General features: G+C 73.7%; 19 protein-coding genes. 5 read left to right on the top strand and 14 right to left on the bottom strand.

Annotation, left to right across the window (positions count from 1 at the left end; all coding sequences use genetic code 11):
- Positions 1 to 176: 176 nt before the first annotated feature.
- Together LIV55_RS09870 and LIV55_RS09865 are read left to right on the top strand one after the other, a co-directional pair.
- Positions 177 to 668, top strand: coding sequence for a MarR family winged helix-turn-helix transcriptional regulator (locus LIV55_RS09870; RefSeq protein ID WP_068271185.1), 492 nt, complete (start codon positions 177 to 179; stop codon positions 666 to 668).
- A gap of 34 nt (positions 669 to 702) precedes the next feature.
- Positions 703 to 1,494, top strand: coding sequence for a fructosamine kinase family protein (locus tag LIV55_RS09865; RefSeq protein ID WP_229300066.1), 792 nt, complete (start codon positions 703 to 705; stop codon positions 1,492 to 1,494).
- A gap of 85 nt (positions 1,495 to 1,579) precedes the next feature.
- On the opposite strand, the gene xylB is transcribed toward LIV55_RS09865, so the two are convergent.
- The 7 genes from xylB to LIV55_RS09830 form a co-directional block, all read right to left on the bottom strand.
- Positions 1,580 to 3,025, bottom strand: a complete 1,446-nt coding sequence (xylB, locus tag LIV55_RS09860; RefSeq protein WP_229300065.1) for a xylulokinase — start codon at positions 3,023 to 3,025, stop codon at positions 1,580 to 1,582.
- Positions 3,022 to 4,236 carry an alcohol dehydrogenase catalytic domain-containing protein gene (locus LIV55_RS09855; RefSeq protein ID WP_308012905.1) on the bottom strand — a complete coding sequence of 405 codons (1,215 nt, stop codon included), beginning with the start codon at positions 4,234 to 4,236 and terminating at the stop codon, positions 3,022 to 3,024. The genes xylB and LIV55_RS09855 overlap by 4 nt, the downstream gene beginning before the upstream one ends.
- Positions 4,233 to 5,303: a zinc-dependent alcohol dehydrogenase family protein gene (locus LIV55_RS09850; protein WP_229300064.1), complete on the bottom strand. Its 1,071-nt coding sequence runs from the start codon at positions 5,301 to 5,303 to the stop codon at positions 4,233 to 4,235. Before LIV55_RS09850 ends, LIV55_RS09855 begins: the two co-directional genes overlap by 4 nt.
- A gap of 352 nt (positions 5,304 to 5,655) precedes the next feature.
- Complete coding sequence (locus LIV55_RS09845; RefSeq protein WP_229300063.1) at positions 5,656 to 7,143, bottom strand: mannitol dehydrogenase family protein; 1,488 nt, start codon at positions 7,141 to 7,143, stop codon at positions 5,656 to 5,658.
- Positions 7,143 to 8,006 (bottom strand): carbohydrate ABC transporter permease, encoded by an 864-nt coding sequence (locus LIV55_RS09840; protein WP_229300062.1) that lies wholly within the window; start codon positions 8,004 to 8,006, stop codon positions 7,143 to 7,145. The genes LIV55_RS09845 and LIV55_RS09840 overlap by 1 nt, the downstream gene beginning before the upstream one ends.
- Positions 8,003 to 8,944, bottom strand: coding sequence for a carbohydrate ABC transporter permease (locus LIV55_RS09835; protein WP_229300061.1), 942 nt, complete (start codon positions 8,942 to 8,944; stop codon positions 8,003 to 8,005). Before LIV55_RS09835 ends, LIV55_RS09840 begins: the two co-directional genes overlap by 4 nt.
- Entirely contained in the window at positions 8,941 to 10,302 is a 1,362-nt protein-coding gene (locus tag LIV55_RS09830; RefSeq protein ID WP_372456515.1) for an ABC transporter substrate-binding protein, read from the bottom strand. Before LIV55_RS09830 ends, LIV55_RS09835 begins: the two co-directional genes overlap by 4 nt.
- A gap of 119 nt (positions 10,303 to 10,421) precedes the next feature.
- Between LIV55_RS09830 and LIV55_RS09825 the strand changes: the two genes are divergently transcribed.
- Positions 10,422 to 11,351 carry a sugar-binding transcriptional regulator gene (locus LIV55_RS09825; protein WP_229300060.1) on the top strand — a complete coding sequence of 310 codons (930 nt, stop codon included), beginning with the start codon at positions 10,422 to 10,424 and terminating at the stop codon, positions 11,349 to 11,351.
- Here LIV55_RS09825 and LIV55_RS09820 read toward each other — a convergent pair.
- The 6 genes from LIV55_RS09820 to LIV55_RS09795 all read right to left on the bottom strand — a co-directional run bounded on the left by LIV55_RS09820 (position 11,344) and on the right by LIV55_RS09795 (position 16,979).
- Positions 11,344 to 12,204, bottom strand: coding sequence for a DNA-formamidopyrimidine glycosylase family protein (locus tag LIV55_RS09820; protein WP_229300059.1), 861 nt, complete (start codon positions 12,202 to 12,204; stop codon positions 11,344 to 11,346). The genes LIV55_RS09825 and LIV55_RS09820 overlap by 8 nt on opposite strands.
- Positions 12,197 to 13,273 (bottom strand): App1 family protein phosphatidate phosphatase, encoded by a 1,077-nt coding sequence (locus tag LIV55_RS09815; RefSeq protein ID WP_123093154.1) that lies wholly within the window; start codon positions 13,271 to 13,273, stop codon positions 12,197 to 12,199. Before LIV55_RS09815 ends, LIV55_RS09820 begins: the two co-directional genes overlap by 8 nt.
- A 32-nt stretch (positions 13,274 to 13,305) precedes the next feature.
- A complete protein-coding gene (locus LIV55_RS09810) occupies positions 13,306 to 13,842 on the bottom strand; it encodes a thioredoxin domain-containing protein (RefSeq protein WP_191564659.1) in 537 nt (178 codons plus the stop codon).
- Between the two features lie 160 nt (positions 13,843 to 14,002).
- Complete coding sequence (locus tag LIV55_RS09805; protein ID WP_229300370.1) at positions 14,003 to 14,713, bottom strand: GAF and ANTAR domain-containing protein; 711 nt, start codon at positions 14,711 to 14,713, stop codon at positions 14,003 to 14,005.
- Between the two features lie 5 nt (positions 14,714 to 14,718).
- A complete protein-coding gene (locus tag LIV55_RS09800) occupies positions 14,719 to 16,122 on the bottom strand; it encodes an MFS transporter (RefSeq protein ID WP_229300058.1) in 1,404 nt (467 codons plus the stop codon).
- Between the two features lie 17 nt (positions 16,123 to 16,139).
- Positions 16,140 to 16,979 carry a DUF3152 domain-containing protein gene (locus tag LIV55_RS09795; protein ID WP_229300057.1) on the bottom strand — a complete coding sequence of 280 codons (840 nt, stop codon included), beginning with the start codon at positions 16,977 to 16,979 and terminating at the stop codon, positions 16,140 to 16,142.
- Positions 16,980 to 17,015: 36 nt separating this feature from the next.
- Between LIV55_RS09795 and LIV55_RS09790 the strand changes: the two genes are divergently transcribed.
- Positions 17,016 to 17,963 (top strand): aldo/keto reductase, encoded by a 948-nt coding sequence (locus LIV55_RS09790; protein WP_229300056.1) that lies wholly within the window; start codon positions 17,016 to 17,018, stop codon positions 17,961 to 17,963.
- Between the two features lie 72 nt (positions 17,964 to 18,035).
- Here LIV55_RS09790 and LIV55_RS09785 read toward each other — a convergent pair whose 3' ends face one another.
- A complete protein-coding gene (locus LIV55_RS09785; RefSeq protein ID WP_123093160.1) occupies positions 18,036 to 18,284 on the bottom strand; it encodes a DUF4287 domain-containing protein in 249 nt (82 codons plus the stop codon).
- Positions 18,285 to 18,406: 122 nt separating this feature from the next.
- Between LIV55_RS09785 and LIV55_RS09780 the strand changes: the two genes are divergently transcribed.
- Positions 18,407 to 18,625: a hypothetical protein gene (locus LIV55_RS09780; RefSeq protein ID WP_229300055.1), complete on the top strand. Its 219-nt coding sequence runs from the start codon at positions 18,407 to 18,409 to the stop codon at positions 18,623 to 18,625.
- The last annotated feature ends 18 nt before the right edge of the window (positions 18,626 to 18,643 follow it).

Raw genomic sequence — 18,643 nt, 5'->3', positions numbered from 1 at the left:
ACCCCCGCCCCCCCTGCCCCGCCGCCGGGGGGGGCCGGGGGGGGGCCCCCCCCCCCCCCCCCCCGCCCGGCGGGGGGGGGGGGGGGGCCCCACGTCTGCCGGCGGGTGGCCGCGACCGACCAGCCACGCCGCCCTCGCCGTTTGTTGACAAGACAACTTTTGCGTAGACTCCACTCATGACGACTCCCTGGCTCAGCACCCCGCAGCTGGCCACGTGGGTCCGCACGGTGGCGGTCATGGAGCTGCTCCCCGCCGCGCTCGACGCGCAGATGCGCCGCGAGAGCGCGATGACGAGCTTCGAGTACCAGGTCCTCGCGATGCTCTCGGAGGCGACCGACCGCACGTTGCGGATGACCGCGCTGGCCGCGCAGACGAACTCGACCCTGCCCCGCCTCAGCCACGTCGTGAAGCGTCTCGAGGACCGCGGGCTCGTCGAGCGCAGCCGCTGCCCCAGCGACGGCCGGGCGACGAACGCCTCGCTCACCGACGACGGCGTGCGCGCGGTCGAGGCCGCCGCCCCCGGTCACGTCCGCGCCGTGCGCGAGTACGTCGTCGACGCCCTCACCGAGGAGCAGATGACCCAGCTCGGCGAGATCACCGACGCGATCCTCGGCCGGATCGACCCCGACGGCAAGATGACCTCGCTCTACCACCGGCACGACAGCTGACCGGGGGCGCGCTCCCCCTTCGTAGGCTGGTCCGGTGAGCACCGAGGACCCTGAGATCTTCCGCAAGGACGCCGGCGAGGCGCCCGCCGGCTACACGGCCTGGGAGGCCAGCGGCCTGCTCTGGCTCGAGGAGGCCGAGGAGGGCGGCGGCGCGCGGGTGGTCCGCGTGCACGACGTGCAGACCGGCCACCTCGACCTCGAGCGGCTCTCGCCGGTGCCGCCGACGAACTTCCAGGCCGACGCCTTCGGCGCCGCGCTCGCCGCGACGCACGCAGCCGGGGCGCCGGCCTTCGGCTCTCCGCCCGCCCGATGGACGACCCACGGGTTCCTCGGACCGTCGATCCGACCGCTGCCCCTGCCGCTGCAGGAGACCGCGACGTGGGGCGAGTTCTACGGCGAGCAGCGGGTGCTCCACACGTACCGGCTCGGTCGCAACCAGGGCACCTTCGACACCGACGGCGACCGCACCCTCTTCGAGGCGGTCGCCGCGCGGCTGGCGACCGGCGAGCACGACACCGACGACGCGCCCGCGCGCCTGCACGGCGACCTGTGGGCGGGCAACGTCATGTGGACCCGCTCCGGCGGGGTGCTCGTCGACCCCGCCGCCCACGGCGGCCACCGTGAGAGCGACCTCGCGATGCTCATGCTCTTCCGCGGACCGCACGTCGCGCGCATCGTCGCGGCGTACGACGAGGCGGCACCTCTCGCCGACGGGTGGCAGGAGCGCGTGCCGCTGCACCAGCTGCACCCGGTGATGCTCCACGCCGTCCTCTTCGGCGGGGGCTACGTCGAGCAGGCCCGGTCGATCGCCCGCCGGTACGTCTGAGCCGCGGCCGTCTGAGCCGCCGACACGTCTGGGCCGCCCAGCCGAGCAGCCGCTGAACCGCTGGGTTGAGCAGCCGCTGAGGCGGCTAGAGGGCCTGGGCCCCCGCCGCGACCTCGCCGAGCTCGGGGTGCCGCGTGCGGAGCAGCTCGGTGTAGCGCGCGCGGACCTCGGCGTGCGCCTGCGCGGCAGCGCCAATCGGCTCGCGGGTCACGTCGTGACGCACCGACCACGTCGGCGGCGCCTCTCCCCCGTCGAGGACCCACGCGGCCTGACGCGCAGCCCCGAGGGCGACGTACTCCCCCGCCACCGGGACGACGACGGGCAGGCCGATGAGGTCGGCGGTGATCTGCGGGACGAGCGGTGAGGCCGAGGCACCGCCGATGAGCAGCACGCGTCGCGCCTCGATGCCCGCCTCACGGATGCGGTCGACCCCCTCGGCGAGGTTGCACAGCATCCCCTCGTGCGCGGCCCGGGCCATGCCCTCGCGGGTCATCGCCGCCCGGGTCAGACCACCGAGCGTGCCGGTGGCGGTCGGGAGGTTCGGGGTGCGCTCGCCGTCGAGGAAGGGCAGGAGCGTCAGCCCGCCCGACCCCGGCTCGGCCCGGCCGGCCAGCTCGGCCAGCTCGGCGAGGTCGACGCCGAGCAGCTGCGCCGTCGCGACGAGGACGCGGGCGGCGTTGAGGGTGCACACGAGGGGCAGGAAGCCCCCTTCGGCGTCGGCGAAGCCGGCGATGTCGCCGCTCGGGTCGGCGACCGCACGGTCGTGCCGCGCGAAGACCGTGCCGCTCGTGCCGAGCGAGACGACGACGTCACCGGGCTGGAGTCCGAGGCCGAGGCCGGCGGCCATGTTGTCGCCGGTGCCCGCGCCGACGAGGAGGCCGTCGGGGGTGCGACCCGCGGCCTCGCCCGGTCCGAGCACGCGCGGCAGCTCGGGCACGTGGCCGAGCGAGCGGCGCAGGAGGTCGGGCAGGTACTCGTCCCTCGCGGGCGAGTAGTAGCCGGTGCCGGATGCCTCGCCGCGGTCGGTGACCGCGGGGGCGACCGGCTCGCCGCCGTCGAGCATCCGGCCGGTGAGCCAGTCGTGCGGCAGCTCGACCCGGGCGGTGCGCGCGGCGTGCTCGGGCTCGTGCTCGGCCAGCCACCGCAGCTTCGTCACGGTGAAGCTCGCCGTCGGCACCGACCCGGCGCTGTCCACCCAAACCTGCGGGCCGCCGAGCTCCTCGACGAGGGCGCGGGCCTGGGGCGCGGAGCGGGTGTCGTTCCACAGCAGGGCGTCGCGCACGACCTCGCCGGACTCGTCGGTCGCGACCATGCCGTGCTGCTGGCCGCCGACGGCGATGGCCTCGACGCCGTCGAGCAGCCCGCCGCGGGTCGCCTCGCACCACGCGTCCCACCAGCGCATCGGGTCGACCTCGGTGCCGTCGGGGTGGGCGGCGCGGCCCTGCCGCACGACCTCACCGGTCGCGGCGTCGCAGACGACGACCTTCGTGGACTGGGTCGAGGAGTCGACCCCGGCGACGAGACGGGTCACGAGCGGTCCTCCGTGTCGGGGGTGGTGCGGGAGCCGGGCGAAGGGGGCTGCCCGGGCCTGGACGTCGAGGTGTCGGGCGAAGGGGTGCCGGGCGAAGGGGGCTGCCCGGGCCTGGTCGACGAGGTGCCGGGCGACGGGGCGTCGGGCGACGGGGCGTCGGGCGACGTGCGGGCCTGCCCCGGCACGACGAGCGCCTTGACGAGGCCGGGGTCGTCGCGACCCGCGGTGAGCGCGGCCGCGGCGTCGTCGAGGGCGAAGGTGCGCACCGGCAGCGTGTCGAGGACGACGGCGCCGGATGCCGCGAGCGCGATGGCGGTGGGCCACGTCCCGGCGTAGCGGAAGGTGCCGGTGACGCTCACCTCGCGGTCCTGCAGGATCGAGAGCGGCACGCTCACCTCGTCGCCGCCCATGCCGACGAGCACGGCGCGGCCGGCGGGCGCAAGCGCCTCGAGCCCGGAGGCGACGGCCGAGGGGTGACCGGAGCACTCGAGGAGCACCTCGACCGGGCCGGGACCCGCGCCCGCGGTCTCCTCGGCGGGGTCGTGGACCCTCAGGCCGAGCGCCGTGGCGACGGCCCGGCGCTGGGGGGCGACGTCGCTGACGACGACGTCGGCACCGGACGCACGGGCGACCTGGGCGGCGAGCAGCCCGACCGGCCCCGCGCCGGTGACGAGCACCCGGTCGCCGAGGGCGACCTCGGCCCGGCGGCAGGCCCAGATGCCGACCGACAGCGGTTCGAGCATCGCCGCGGCGACGTCGCTCACCTCGTCCGGCACCGGGTGGGCCATCGAGGCGTGGATCGCGACGTGCTGCTGCATCGAGCCGTCGACGGGCGGGGTGGCGTGGAAGACCATCTGCGGGCAGAGGTTGTAGCGGCCCGACCGGCAGGTGGGACAGGTGCCGCAGGGCACGCCCGGCTCGAGGGAGACGCGCTCGCCGACGCGGGCCGGGTCCACCCCTTCGCCCACCGCGACGACGCGACCGCTCGCCTCGTGGCCGAGGACGAGGGGCTCGCGCACGACGTGCGGGCCGATGCGCCCGTGCAGGAGGTAGTGGGTGTCGGAGCCGCACACCCCGACGGCGGCGATCTCGACGAGCACCTCGCCGAGCCCGGGGGCGGGCACGCGTCGCTCCTCGACGGCGATGTCGCCGACACCTCGCAGCACCGCCGCGCGCATCGTCGTCGGCACCGCGGCCGCCGCGGCGCTCATCGCTCGTCCCACGTGATGACGACCTTGCCGGCGGCGCCAGCCGCGGCGAGCTCGTAGGCCCGGTCGGCGTGCGCGAGCGGCAGTCGGTCGGTGACCACCCGCTCGGGGTGCTCGCCCCATCGGTCGAGCAGAGTGAGCAGCTCGGCCATGTGGTGCAGAGAGGTCACCCACGAGCCGTGGACCTCGAGCTGCTTGTGGATCATGAGGTCGGAGACGGCGAAGTCGACCGTGCCGCCCTCGCCGACGAAGACGCAGCGTCCCCGCACCGCCGTGCTGCGCAGGGCGGCGTGCCGGGCGTCGGGGTGGCCGGAGCAGTCGATGCTCACCTCGACGCCATGGTCGCCCGTGTGCTCGGCGACGACGTCGTCGAGGGTGCTCGCATCGGTGATCGCCGCGTCGACCAGACCGAGCTCGAGGGCGAGGGCGGCCCGCTCTGGAGAGGGGTCGGAGCCGATGACGGTCGTCGCGCCGAGGTGGCGACCGAGCATCGCCGCGGCGAGGCCGACCGGTCCGAGCCCGGTGACGAGCAACCGGTCGCGACCGCTCACCCGGCCGCGCAGCAGGCCCTCGTAGGCGGTGCCGAAGCCGCACGAGACGAGCGCGCCGTCGACGTGGGTGAGCGAGTCCGGCAGCGGCAGGCACGAGACGGCGTCGGCGAGCATGTAGTCGGCGTGGCCCCCGTCGCGCTGCCACCCGTGGGCGGCGCGCTGCGCGGAGGTGCACCCGATGGGGTACCCGCGGCGGCACTCGTCGCAGCGCTGGCAGCCGGCGATGTGGTAGACGACGACGCGGTCGCCGACGGCGAGGTCGACGACGCCCGGCCCGAGGAGGGCGACGTCGCCGCACGGCTCGTGGCCACCGACGACACCCTGGTAGGCCTCGGCACCGTGCCCGAGGTGCTCGCGGTAGATCGCTCGGATGTCGCTGCCGCAGATCGAGGACGCCCGCATCCGGAGCAGGACCTGGCCCGGCCCCGGCTCGGGGACGGGCAGGGTCACGTGCTCGACGGTGGAGTCCCCGGGCAGACGCACGCCGGGCATGCTCGTCGGGATCGTCGTGGTGCTCATCTCAGTCATGCTCTCGTGCTCGGCGGGTGGGGAGTGGTCCTGGGGGTCGGTGGTCTCGAGGCTCGCGCCCTGGCGGGCGACTCGCACCTCGACCAGCGAAGAGGGCGAATGTGAGCGCAGGGGCGGGAGGGTTCGCGGAGCATCAAGCGGACCGGACCGGAGCCGAGGGCGCGCAGCGCCCGAGGCGAAGGGAGGACCAAGGCTCCGCGGGCCCTGCTGCGGCGGAGCGGCGGCGGCAGGTGGTCTCGAGGCTCGCTGACGCTCGCACCTCGACCAGCGAAGGGCGGGTGGTCTCGAGGCTCGCTGGCGCTCGCACCTCGACCAGCCAGCCCTCCCCCTCGCACCCCGACCGTCACTGCTGGGTGTTGACGCGGCGGACCGCCTCGCGGGCGCCGTCGCGGTGGAGGACCTCGAGGTGCTTGAGGTAGACCGACGTGAAGCGCTCGTCCTGCGCGAGGTCGCCGAAGAGCTCGTCGTCGCGCAGGAAGGCGAGCGGGTCGTCTCCGAGCTGGGCCTGGGCCGCCGCGAGCACGCGGTCGCGGCGGTGGTCGACGACCTCGATCGGCTGACCCTGCTCGTCGACACCCTCGGCGTACCGGGCCCAGGCGGCGACGACGAGCGCGCTGCGCGAGATCTCGCCGCCGTGCTCGAGGTTGTGCCGGACGACGGGGAGCAGCCACTTCGGGATCCGGTCGGAGGACTCCGCGCACAGCCGGGCGAGGGTGTCGCGGATCTGCGGGTTGGCGAAGCGCTCGACGAGCGTGTCGGAGTACTCCTGCAGGTCGACCCCGGGCACCTCCGGCAGGGTCGGGCGGCCCTCGTCGCGCATGTACCCCTGGAGGAAGGTGACGAAGTCCTCGTCGCTGCACACCTCGTGCGCGTACCGGTGCCCGGCGAGGTAGCCGAGGTAGCACAGCGCCTGGTGGCTGGCGTTGAGCAGCCGCAGCTTCATCAGCTCGTAGGGCTCGACGTCGTCGACGAGCTGGGCGCCGACCTCCTCGACCGGCGGTCGCCCGTCGACGAAGTGGTCCTCGAGCACCCACTGGGTGAAGGGCTCGCACACGACGGGCCAGCCGTCGTCGACGCCGAGCTGCTCGCGCACCGTCGCGCGGTCCTCGTCGGTGGTCACCGGGGTGATCCGGTCGACCATCGCGTTGGGGAAGGCGACCTCCTCCTCGATCCAGCCGGCGAGCTCGGGGTCGCGCTGGGCGGCGAAGGTCGTCACGGCGTGCCGGGCGACGTCGCCGTTGCCGGGCAGGTTGTCGCACGACATGACGGTGAAGGGCGCGGTGCCGGCGTCACGTCGTCGGCGCAGGGCCTCGACGAGGTACCCGAAGGCGGTGCGCGGCGGGCCGTCGCCAGCGAGGTCGGAGGCCAGGCTCGGGTGCGCCGGGTCGAAGCGGCCGGTCACCTGGTTGATGAGGTAGCCGCCCTCGGTGATCGTCAGCGAGACCACGCGGGTCGTCGGCGCGGTGAGCCGGTCGAGGACCGCCTCGGGGTCGTCGGGGGCGAGCAGCGCCTCACGGATCGAGCCGACCACCCTCCCCTCGAGCTGCCCGTCCGGGTGCTTGACGACGAGCGTGTACAGGCCGTCCTGCGCGGTGAGGGTCTCGACGACCCGGCGGTCGTGGTCGAGCAGGCCGACACCGGTGACCGCCCACTCCTGCGCGCCGGTGACTCCCCCTTCGAGCAGCCGGTCGAGGTACATCGCGAGGTGCGCCCGGTGGAAGCCGCCGATCCCGACGTGCACCACCCCGGTCCGCAGCGCGGACCGGTCGTACGTCGGCACCGAGACCCGGTCCAGCTGCGGCAGTGCGGACTGCGTGAGAGCCACCGCCATCAGCGCACCGCACCCATCGACAGGCCCTGGACGAGCTTGTCCTGCGCGGCGAAGCCGGCGATGAGCACCGGCAGCGAGACGACGAAGGAGGCGGCGCACACCTTGGCGAGGAAGAGGCCCTGGCTCGTGACGAAGCCGGTGAGGAAGACCGGGGCAGTCTGGGCGACCGTGCTCGTGAGCACCCGGGCGAGGAGCAGCTCGTTCCAGCTGAAGATGAAGCAGATGAGCGAGGCGGCGGCGATGCCCGGCATGACGACGGGCGCGATGATCCGCGTGAGCGTCCGGATCAGCCCGGCGCCGTCGATCTGCGCGGCCTCGAGCATCTCCACCGGTACCTCCGCGAGGAAGGAGCGCAGCATCCACACCGCGATCGGCAGGTTCATCGCCGTGTAGAGGATCGTCAGCGCCCAGATGTTGTCGAGCACCTGCAGCTTGCTGGCGAAGAGGTAGATGGGCATGATCGCCGCGACGATCGGCAGCATCTTCGTCGAGAGGAAGAAGAAGAGGACGTCGGTCCACTTCTCCACCGGCTTGATCGACAGCGCGTACGCGGCCGGCAGCGCGAGGACGATGCACAGGACCGTGCTCACGACGCTCGCCGTCATCGAGTTGAGCAGCGGCGGCCACGGCCCCGCGTCGAGGAAGGTCTGGTAGCCCTCCGTCGAGATCGGCGCGAAGAAGCTCGGCGGGTTCGTCGCCGCGTCGGCCTCGCTGTGGAAGGACGTGAGGATCATCCACAGCACGGGGGCGACGAAGAGCAGGGCGATGACCCAGGCGGCGACGCTCAGCAGGACGCCCTTGCGGCTGGGCCCGCTCCGCTGCTTCTTCGTCCGTGCTCCGGGGGTGGCGGTCGCGGTGCTCACTTGTCCTCCTGGAAGATCGACAGGGCCGTGCGCAGGGCGAGCGAGGCGACGATGAGCGTGCCGATGACGGTGATGACGCCGGCGGCCGACGCCCGGCCGTAGTCCTGCCCGATGTAGAAGGTCTCGTAGATGTAGTACGGCAGGTTCGCGGTGCCGAGCCCGCCGCCGGTGATCGTGAAGACGTGGTCGAAGTTCTGCACGACGTAGATCGCGCCGAGCAGCCCGGCGAGCTCGATGTAGCGGCGCAGGTGGGGCAGCGTCATGTTCGTGAAGATCTGCCACGAGCTCGCGCCGTCGATGCGCGCCGCCTCGACGACGTCGAGCGGTCGGCTCTGCAGCCCGGCCAGCAGGATGAGCATCATGAAGGGCGTCCACTGCCACACGAGCGCGACGATGATCGAGATGAGCGGGTTGTTCGTGATCCAGTCCGGCTGCGGTGCGTCGTCGCCGAAGATCGTCGTCAGCATGCCGTTGAGCAGGCCGTACTCGGGGTTGTAGAGCGCGTGCTTCCACAGCAGCGCGGCCGCGACCGGCACGACGAGGAAGGGCGTGATCATCATTGTGCGCACGAAGCCGCGACCCCGGAAGGGCCGGTCGAGCAGCAGCGCGATGCCCAGGCCGAGCAGCAGGCTGAGGATGACGACGCTCGCCGTGAGGATGATCGTCACGACGACCGCGTTGCGCGCGTTGGTGTCGGTGAAGATGTCGACGAAGTTCTGCACCCCGGCGAAGCCGCGGTCGTCGGGGTAGTAGGAGTTCCAGTTCATGAAGGAGATCCCCAGGGCCACCACGAAGGGGAGCTGGGTGAGGATGATCGTGAAGATCAGCGCGGGCAGCAGCGGGGCCCGCCGTGCCCACCGACCGGCCTTGTCGAGCCGCCTGTCGTCCGTGGCGGGTCCCTCACGGTCCACCCGGCGCTGCTGCGTCGTCGCGCTCACTGCCCCTCCTCGCGTCTCTGGTACTTCGTGCTGACGTCCTCCGCGAGGACCTGCCCGTTGGCGAGAGCCTCGGGCACCGTCTGCTTGCCGGCGATCGCCGAGCTGATCTCCTGGCTCACCTGGGTCCCGAGGATCGGGAACTCGGGGATGTCGACGAACTGGATGCCCGGCGCGGGCCGCGGCTGGAGCCCGGGGTTCTCCGGGTCGGCGGACTCGATCGCCTTGAGCGTCGGCTCGGCGAAGGCTCCCGCGACCTTGAGGTAGTCCTTGTTCTCGTAGGTCGAGCGGCGCTTGCCGGAGGGCACGTTGGCCCAGCCGATCTCCGTGCCGACCGTCTCCTCGAACTCCTTGCTGCTCGCCCAGGAGATGAACTCCCAGGCGGCGTCCTTGCGCGTGCTCGCCGACTGCATCGACCAGGCCCACGTGTAGAGCCAGCCCGAGCTCTTCGTCTCCTTGACCGGCGCGGCGGCGTAGCCGAACTTGCCCTTGTTCGGCGAGTCCTCGGCCTCGATCGAGCCGGCGGCGGAGGTGGCGTCGTACCACATCGCGGTCTGCCCCTGGACGAGGCTGTTGAGGCACTCGGCGAAGCCGGACTGCGCGGCGCCGGTCTGCCCGTGATCGCGCACGAGGTCCACGTAGAACTGCACGGCCGCGGTGAACTCCGGGGAGTTGACCTTCGCCGTCCAGTCCTCCTCGAACCACGTGCCGCCGTAGGTGTTGACGACGGTCGTCAGGGGGGCGAAGACCTGGCCCCACCCGGGCAGGCCGCGCAGGCAGATGCCGTCCATGCCCGGCTCCTTGTCGTCGACCGCCGCGGCCGCCTCGGCGACCTCGTCCCACGTGGGGTTGGCCGGCATCGACACCCCGTGCTTGGAGAGCACGTCCTTGCGGTACATGAGGAAGGAGCTCTCGCCGTAGAAGGGCTCGGCGTAGATCGACCCGTCGGAGGACAACGACGTCGCCATCGACTCGAGGATGTCGTCCTGGTCGAAGTCGGGGTCGGCGTCGATGTACTCGTCGAGCGGGGCGATCCACCCGGCCTTGGCGTAGATCGGCACCTCGAAGTTGCTCAGCGAGGCGACGTCGTACTGCCCGGCCTGGCTGGAGAACTCCTGGCTGATCTTGCCGCGGACGTCGTTCTCCGGCAGGACGGTGTAGTTGACCTTGATCCCCGTCTCCTTGGTGAAGTACTCCTCGGTGAGGTTCTGCAGGTCGACCATCTGGGGGTTGTTGACCATGAGGACGTTGATGCTGTCCTGCCCGCCCTCGCCGGCCCCACCTCCCCATCCGGCGGTGCAGCCACCGACGAGGAGGACCGAGAGCGTGGCCCCGATCGTCCGAGATCTCTTGTGCGACACGTCAGTCCTCCGTCGTGGCGGGTCCGGCCCGATGGCCCCTCGTGGCGCTCTCCGTCGAGCGCGGGACGCTCATCTGAGCAGCCGTGGTGCTCAGATGAGTATTGGAGTACCGTGCATCCGTGTCAACCGGGAGCGCGCTGGAGCCGCTGAGCCCCGCGGAGCGGGCCTCGTGCGTCGCCGCTGCCCGGATGCACTACCTCGAGGACCGCAGCAAGACCGACATCGCCGAGGCGCTCGGGGTCTCGCGCTTCAAGGTCGCCCGGCTCATCGAGCTCGCCCGGCAGCACGGGATCGTGCGCATCCAGATCGACGACGACTCGTGCGTCGACCTCGAGCTCTCCGAGCGGCTGCGCTCCGAGCTCGGCCTGCAGCGCGCGGTCGTCGCGACCGGCGACGTCGCGCTCGCCGCGGCCGACCTGCTCCCCCAGCTGCTCTCCGACGGCGACGTGCTCGGGCTGCCGTGGTCGCGGACCATCGCCCGCATGGTCGAGCAGGTCCACGACCTGCCGGTCGTCGACGTCGTCCAGCTCACCGGCGCCCACCAGTCGCCCGGGATCGACACGAGCGCGGTCGCCATCGCGCGCGCCGTCGCCCGGGTGAGCGGGGGCCGCTCGACGCTCTTCTTCGCCCCCTTCGTCGCCGAGGACGCCGAGGCCGCGGCGACCTTCGCCCGTCAGCCCGAGGTCCGGGCGGCGCGCGCGCAGCTGCGCCGCGTCACCCACGCGCTCGTCGCCGCCGGGGCCTGGCAGGAGGGCTCCTCGACGGTCCACGACGCGATCTCGGCGACCGCCCGGCGCCAGGCCGCCCGGCAGGGCGTCGTGGGCGAGGTCGCCGGCGTGCTCCTCGACGCGCAGGGCCGCGCCGTCGCGAGCGCGACCTACGACCGGCTCGTCACCCTCTCGCTGCGCGACCTCGAGCGCATCCCCCACGTCGTCCTGCTCGCGGCGGGCGCGGAGAAGGCGCAGGTCGTGCGCGCCGCCGTCGCCGCCGGCTTCCCCGAGGCGCTCGTGTGCGACCGCGCGCTCGCGCAGGCGCTGCTGACTACTTGAGGAACTTGCTGCTGCGGCGGTCGGCGAGCGGCTTGCCGCCGGTCTGGCAGGTCGCGCAGTACTGCAGCGAGCGGTCGGCGAAGCTCACCTCGCGCACGACGTCGCCGCACACCGGGCAGGTCTCACCGGTCCGGCCGTGCACGCGCATCCCGGCCCGCTTCGCGTCCTTGAGCTCGGCGGCCGGCTTGCCCGACGCCGCCTCGACGGCCTCGGCGAGGACGTGGCGCATCGCGTCGTAGAGCAGGTCGAGGTCGTCGTCGTCGAGCGAGGAGACGAGGGCGAAGGGGGAGAGCCGCGCCGCGTGGAGGATCTCGTCGGAGTAGGCGTTGCCGATGCCCGCGATGACCCGCTGGTCGCGCAGCACGCCCTTGATCTGGCCCTTCTGCGCCCGGACGACCTCGCCGAAGCGCTCACGGGTGAAGTCCGTCGTCATCGGGTCGGGCCCGAGCGCGGCGACACCCGGCACCTGGGCCGGGTCGCTCACGACGTACGCGGCGAGCGACTTGCGGGTGCCGGCCTCGGTGAGGTCGAAGCCCGACCCGTCGGAGAAGCGCACGCGCAGCGCGATCGGCCCCTTGCCCGGGCGGGCCGTCGCCGCGGGCGCCTCCTCGTACCAGCGCAACCAGCCCGCCTTCGCGAGGTGGAAGACGAGATGCGTGCCGTCGCAGTCGAGGTCGACGAACTTGCCGTGCCGTCGCACGGCGTCGACCGGCAGCCCGGCGAGCGCCTGGGGCGGCGGGTCGTAGGTCTTGAGCACCGTGATGGAGGCGAGCTCGAGGCTGTCGACGGCCAGGCCGTCGAGGCGGTGGGCGAGGAAGTCGACGAGGCCGGTGACCTCGGGCAGCTCAGGCATCAGCGGTCCTCTCCTGGCCGGCGGCGATGGCGCGTCGCAGCACCGGCGCCATCGCGAAGCCGTCGGGCGCGCGCACGACGGGCAGGTCGACGCCGACGTGCTGCTCGAAGTCGTCGGTCGCCACGGGGGTGAAGTGCGAGAGCATCTGCTCGGTCGCGGTGAGCACCCGGATGCAGATCGCCCGGACGCGGTCGGGGCGCTGCTCGGCGAAGGCGCCGTAGATGCTCGGGTCGTGCTGCCCGTCGTCGCCGACGAGCACCCACCGCACCTGCGGCAGGTCCCGGGCCAGGCGGTGCAGGCAGGCCCGCTTGTGGTCCTGCCCGGAGCGGAACCAGCCGGTGTTCGTCGGGCCCCAGTCGGTCATGAGCAGCGGCCCGGGCGGGAAGCCGCCGCGGCGCATGAAGCGGGTGAGCTGGGGCACGGCGTTCCACGCCCCCGTCGAGACGTAGACGACCGGGGCACCGGGGTGCTCCTCGAGCAGCGAGCGGTACATCGTCGCCATGCCGCGCACCGGTCGGCGCGAGCCCTCGTGCCGGAAGAAGGTGTTGTACGCGGCGATGAAGGGCCGGGGCATCGTCGTCGTGATGATCGTGTCGTCGATGTCGCTGACGAGACCCATCGTCGTCTCGGGCGCGACGACGAAGACCGAGGCGGTCGTCTCGGCCGCCCGCGGCGACTCCAGGCGCACCTCGTGCCAGCCCGGCTCGAGACCGTGCCCGGTGACGGTGAGGTCGAGCAGGCCCGAGCGGTCGGCCCGGGCGCGCACCTCGCGGTCGCCGACGTGCACGGTGACCGGCTCGCCGATCGCCGGGGTGGTGAAGAAGGCGCGCCACCCGCGTCGCTCGACGTCGGCGTTGCGCAGCTCGAGCCAGGTCGCGCCCGCGTCGGCGGCCGCCGGCGCGTAGGGGCGGCGGGTCATGAGGACGCGCCCGAGGATGCGCACCGACGAGGTCGACCCGTACCCGGTGAAGGCGAGCACCCGGGTGCCCCAGCCGCGGCGGCGCATGACGCCGGCGAGCTGTCGGTGCCACGCGTCCTCGAGGAGGGCGGCGGTGTGCGGGCGCGCCATGGCGTCACCCTAGCCGCGGGCGGCGAAGGGGGTCAGCCCGCCGGGTGCACCTGTCGCAGGGCTGCGTACAGCTCGCGTGCCGAGCTGCCCGGACCGGGGAGTCGATGGATGTCACGGCCGGCGAGGTAGTACAGGGCGTGGTCGGCCGGGTCGCCGAGGCAGCGGGCGATGTCGCGGTCCTCGGCGGCCATGCCCGCGACGGCGTCCGAGCCGACGAGGACGCGCACGGCCTCGGCGTCGAGACCGCGGCGGTCGGCGAGCTGGGCGACGACGCCGTGGTCGGCGAGGTCGAGGGCGTCGTCGAGGTGCGCGCGGCACACGTCCTCGACGACGCGCACGGGGTGCTCCGGGCTCGTCGCGAGGAGGGCGAGGACGGCGGTGCTCGCCGCGGCGGCGCGCTCGTCCTCGCCGGTGACGACGACCTCGACGGGCAGCTGGCCCTGGACGGCGTGGGCGATGTCGCGCACGACCCCGAGGTCGGCGCGGGTGACCGGGCTGCTCGGGTCGACGACCCACAGCAGCGTCGGCTCGGCGCGACGGGCGCGTCGCGACTCCCAGGTGATCGACACCGGTGCGGCTCTCCTTCGCGGGACCGTCGCGAGGGCCGACCGGGGGTGCCGAGGGCAGGACCGACGGGGACGCTCGCGCGATCCCCGGTTGGCTTCAGGGCAGGGAGAGCATACGAAGGACGAGGGCCCTCGCGCGACTACCCGAAAGGATGTACCGGCGTCAGGACCGGCCGCTCGTGGCGGCGACGACGGATGCGGCGATCTCGCGGAGCTTGACGTTCGTGCGCGACGACTGCTCGCGCAGCAGGTCGAAGGCCCGTGCCTCGTCGACCCCGTGGCGGCCCATGAGGATCCCCTTCGCCTGCTCGATGACCGCCCGCGAGGCGACGGCCTGCTCGAGCTGGCCGACGAGCTCGGTGGCCTCGGCCAGCGCGATGCCGGAGGCGACGACCTCGGCGATGCGCCCCGCCGTCGCGCGCAGCACGGAGTCGTCGGCGTGCGCCACGGCCGACACGCTCGAGGCGTAGAGGTTGAGCGCGCCGTAGGACTCGCCGTCGACGAGGAGCGGGTAGGCGACGAGCCCGCGGGTCGGGGTGGGCTCGATCGCGGCGACGAAGCGCGGCCAGCGCTCGGCGGCCTCGTCGAGGTCGGCCCGCACCGAGGTCATCGTGTCGTGGGCCTCGAGGCACGGGCCCTCGTCGAGCGAGTACTGCACCGCGTCGATCTGCAGGGTCATGGCGGTCGTGTAGGCGGCGGTGAAGGGTCGCTCCCCGCACACGACGGTCACGCCGACGGCGTCGCACCCGGGGATCGCCGCGCGCACCGTGTGGACGACGCCGCTCAGGTACTCCTGGAGGTCGTCGAGGGTGCGCAGCACCGCTCCGACGCGCTCGACGAGCGGGGCGTCGGCGCTCGCCGTCTGGGTCTGCATCTCGCTCACAGTCCCGGACCGTACTCCGCGGACCCGCTGGCGCGCTCCCCCTCGCCGCCGTGCGGCCGGGCCGTCGCGCCGTCGGCCGCACGCCGTGCGCGCAGCAGCCGAGGCAGGTCGGCCTCCGGCACGTCGTAGCGCAGGAGGGGCAGCATCGCGGCGGCGCTGCTCAGGGCGGGGACGAGCGTGAGCCAGCGCCACAGCTCCTCGCGCATCGAGGCGGTCACCTCGACCCCCTTCGCGTAGCCGACGGCGCTCACCGCGACGCCGAAGACGAGGGTGGCCAGAGCTCCCCCGAGCTTCGTGACGAAGGTCAGCCCGGCGAAGGAGGCGCCGTCGACCCGCTCGCCGGTGCGGATCTCGGCGAGGTCGGAGGTGTCGGCGACGAGGAGGGTCTGGGTGACGGCATGCACGCCGTTGCACAGGCCGACGAGCGCGAAGAGCGCGGCGACGAGCGGCAGCGAGCCCGGTCCGACGGCGAGCAGGACCAGGCCTGTCGCCGACATCGCCGCGAGGGCGAGCAGGGCGGTGCGTCGACGGGTCGAGCGCCGCAGCACGCGGGGGGCGAGCGCGGCGCCGACGACGACACCGGCGACGAGCGCCCCGCCGAGCGTCGTGAAGACCTCGACCCCGCCGAAGACGACGCTCGCGACGACCGCGCCGCCCACCTGCACGACGAGCTGGCCGAAGCCGAGCACCCCGGAGAGCAGGACGAGGAGCAGCGGGCGGTTGCGCAGATAGCGGCGGGCGGAGGTGCGAAGGGGGACCGGCGCCCGGTCCTGCGCGACCCTCTCGGTCGTCGCGAAGAAGGCGAGGGAGTACAGGCCCATGCCGACGAGGGCGATGAGCAGCGCGGCCCGGCTCCACCCCTGCGCGGTGACCTCGGGACCGGCGCTCAGGGCGAGGGCGAGAGGGGCGCCTGCGAGGGTCGCGACCGCGAGACCGAGCATCGCGGCCGCCCGGGCCCACGCGACGAGCCGGCTGCGGCTCTCGTCGTCGGTCGCGACGACCGCGGTGAGCGACCACAGCGGCACGTCGCACGCCGTGTAGGCGATGCCCCACAGCAGGTAGACGACGGCGACGAGGGCGACCTGGGCACCCTCGCCGATGTCCGGCACGCTGAAGAGTGCCCACGTGAGCAGCGCGACCGGGAGCGCGGTGAGCAGCACGTAGGGCCGGTAGGTGCCCCACCGGGTCCGGGTGCGGTCGACGACGAGGCCGACGAGGAGGTCGTCGACGGCGTCCCAGACGCGGATCGCGGCGATGGTCGCCGTGAGCACGACGACCGCGCGCTCGGAGAGCCCGACCGTGTCGTAGAGGTAGACGAGCAGGTAGAGCCCGAGGAAGGTGTAGACGAGGTTCTGCCCGGCCACGGCGACGGCGAAGCCGAGCCTCTCCCGCACCCCCATCGCGGCAGGCTAGCCGCTCAGCGCAGCACGGAGCCGTCGCCGACGGGGTAGGGCCACGACCAGCAGCGACCGACGCCGAGGGTCTGCTGCATCATCACCGGGGCGCGGCGGCCGGCACCAGCGCACTCCTCGTGGCCGTAGCCCAGGCCGTGGCCGACCTCGTGGTTGACGAGATAGGTGCGGTAGTCGGCCAGACGACCCTGGTAGGCGGGCGCGCCGGTGAGCCAGCGACGGCTGTTGAGCACGACCCTGCCGCCCTGCCAGCACGACACCTCGCCGCGGGTCTGCAGCGGGGCGCACAGCCGGTCGGTGGTCTGCGGGCTGGCCAGGGTGATCCGGATCTGCACCGGCTCGCCACGGGCGACCCGCCAGGCCGGCACGTGGACGAAGCGGATGCCGTCGGCGCCCCGCCAGCCGCGCCGGTCGACGAGCGTGCTGCGCACGACCCGGGCGAGCTCGTCGAGGTCGACGCCGAGGCCCTGCTCGGCCTGCAGGCTCCACCGCACGACGCGCCCGTCGCCGCCGGGGTCCGCCCCGCTCACCGAGACGGGGGCGAGACGGCCGTTGCCGCTCTCGACGACCCGGGGGTCGGAGGGGGTGGGCGACGCGGTGGCCGGGGGGACGTCCTCCCCCTTCGGGCCCGAGGTCGCCGTCGGGCCGCCCGCCGGCGGGCCGGCCGCCGAGGTGGACGACGACGACGAGGACGTCGAGGCGACCGGCTGCGCTCCCTGGCCCGGACCGGCGCTGCGGGTCGCGAGGACGGCGAGGACGAGCCCGATGACGGTGAGGGCGACGAGGACGACCCAGCCCCGGTCCCGCGAGGGGGCCGGCGGCTCCTGCTCGGCCGGGGTCGTCACGCGACGAGCCTAGGCGCTGGCCTCTACGGTGCGGGTATGAGCATCGACCAGCTGGTCCTCGGGACCATGTACTTCGGCACGCGGGTGGAGCAGGGCACGGCCCACGACCTCATGGACCGCTTCGTCGACGCGGGCGGGGGGATGATCGACACCGCCGACGCCTACTCCTTCTGGACGAGCGAGTCCGGGCGCGGCGGGCAGTCCGAGGAGTGCGTCGGCGAGTGGCTCACCTCACGGCCCGGCATGCGCTCCCGGGTCGAGCTGGCGACGAAGGTCGGGGCCGAGCCGGACCACCCCTTCGACGGCGAGATCCGCCGGACGGTCGGGCTCGGGCGCGACCACGTGCGCTCGGCGGTCGAGGCCTCGCTGCGCCGGCTGCGCACCGACGTCGTCGACGTCTACTGGGCCCACGTGCCCGACGAGCGAACCCCGGTCGAGGAGGTCGCGCGCACCTTCGGCGAGGTCGTCGCCGAGGGCTCGGCCCGACGGGTGGGGATGTCGAACTTCCCCGTGTGGCAGGTCGAGCGGGCGCGTGCGGTCGCGGCGGCCGCCGGTCTGCAGCCGGTCGACGCGCTTCAGCTGCACACGTCCTACGTCTCGCCCCGGCCCGGTGCCGCCGTGCCGGGCAAGGACAACCCCTACGGCTGGGTGGGGGTCGACACCCTGTCCTACCTCGACGCGCACCCGGGCACCGAGCTGTGGGTCTACAGCCCGCTCGTCCAGGCGAGCTACACGCGGCGCGCCGAGCGGCCCTTCCCCGAGGCCTACGACCACCCGGGCACGACCGCCCGGCTCGCCGTGCTCGACGCGGTCGCCGACGAGAGCGGGCTCGACGCCGGCCAGGTCGTCCTCACGTGGATGCTCGCGCGCGGGTGGCGGCCCATCATCGGGGTGAGCACCGCGGAGCAGCTCGAGTCGGCGCTCGTCGCCGCGCGCGCCGAGCTCGCCCCGGAGCAGCTCGAGCGGCTCGACGCCCCCGCCTGAGCGGGGACGCGGGCCCGCGTGAGCGGGTGGACCCGCCCCGCCCCTGGGACAGGACGCGGCTGGGTCGGCCGGTCAGCCGTCCTGGGCGGCCCGGACGTAGGCGACGACGGCGTTGGCATGCCCGTGGCCGAGGCCGTGCTCCTGCTTGAGCATGCCGACGACCTCCATGTGAGTGCGGGTCTCGAGCGCGTCGGCGGCCATGTCGAGCCAGTCCTGCACCGGCCGGTCGTACGTCCGCTCGATCGCCGGGAAGTACGAAGCGGGGCCCGTGGGCTTCTCGCCCTCGCCGATGACGGGGGCCTGGACTCGATGAGTCGTCATGACGTGAGGCTAGCGAGCACCTCGTCGCGGCGTCACACGAAGCGCACAGCCGACCCACAAGGCCCCGCCCCAGAGTCGGTCGTGCCGCCACCACCGGCGGACCGACCGATGAGGAGATCGTCATGGCCCACCGCACCGCCCACACCGCAGCCCGGCTCGCCGGAGCCGTCCTCACCGCCTCGGCCGTGGCCGTCGTCGGCCCCGCGGCCGTCCCGGCCTCCGCGGCCGGAGTGGTCCAGCTGGGGCACTCGCCGACCCCGACCTACGCCACCGTCGCCACGGCGAGCGCCGGGCCGGCCGAGCTGCCGCGCTCCGACGTGCGGGTCGTCCGGGTCCGCTGAGCCGACCCCCTTCGCGCT

This window comes from Janibacter melonis (assembly GCF_020567375.1).
GTDB classification, from domain to species: domain Bacteria; phylum Actinomycetota; class Actinomycetes; order Actinomycetales; family Dermatophilaceae; genus Marihabitans; species Marihabitans melonis.
The sequence above is the reverse complement of the archived record's forward strand: the minus strand, read 5'-3'. Positions and strand labels throughout refer to the sequence as shown.

Coding starts and splice junctions, on each gene's coding strand:
- LIV55_RS09870 (WP_068271185.1), top strand. CDS start 177: ATGACGACTCCCTGGCTCAGCACCCCGCAGCTGGCCACGTGGGTCCGC.
- LIV55_RS09855 (WP_308012905.1), bottom strand. CDS start 4,236: ATGAGCGCCGCGGCGGCCGCGGTGCCGACGACGATGCGCGCGGCGGTG.
- LIV55_RS09850 (WP_229300064.1), bottom strand. CDS start 5,303: ATGAGCACCACGACGATCCCGACGAGCATGCCCGGCGTGCGTCTGCCC.
- LIV55_RS09845 (WP_229300063.1), bottom strand. CDS start 7,143: ATGGCGGTGGCTCTCACGCAGTCCGCACTGCCGCAGCTGGACCGGGTC.
- LIV55_RS09820 (WP_229300059.1), bottom strand. CDS start 12,204: ATGCCTGAGCTGCCCGAGGTCACCGGCCTCGTCGACTTCCTCGCCCAC.
- LIV55_RS09815 (WP_123093154.1), bottom strand. CDS start 13,273: ATGGCGCGCCCGCACACCGCCGCCCTCCTCGAGGACGCGTGGCACCGA.
- LIV55_RS09805 (WP_229300370.1), bottom strand. CDS start 14,713: ATGCAGACCCAGACGGCGAGCGCCGACGCCCCGCTCGTCGAGCGCGTC.
- LIV55_RS09800 (WP_229300058.1), bottom strand. CDS start 16,122: ATGGGGGTGCGGGAGAGGCTCGGCTTCGCCGTCGCCGTGGCCGGGCAG.
- LIV55_RS09790 (WP_229300056.1), top strand. CDS start 17,016: ATGAGCATCGACCAGCTGGTCCTCGGGACCATGTACTTCGGCACGCGG.
- LIV55_RS09785 (WP_123093160.1), bottom strand. CDS start 18,284: ATGACGACTCATCGAGTCCAGGCCCCCGTCATCGGCGAGGGCGAGAAG.
- LIV55_RS09780 (WP_229300055.1), top strand. CDS start 18,407: ATGGCCCACCGCACCGCCCACACCGCAGCCCGGCTCGCCGGAGCCGTC.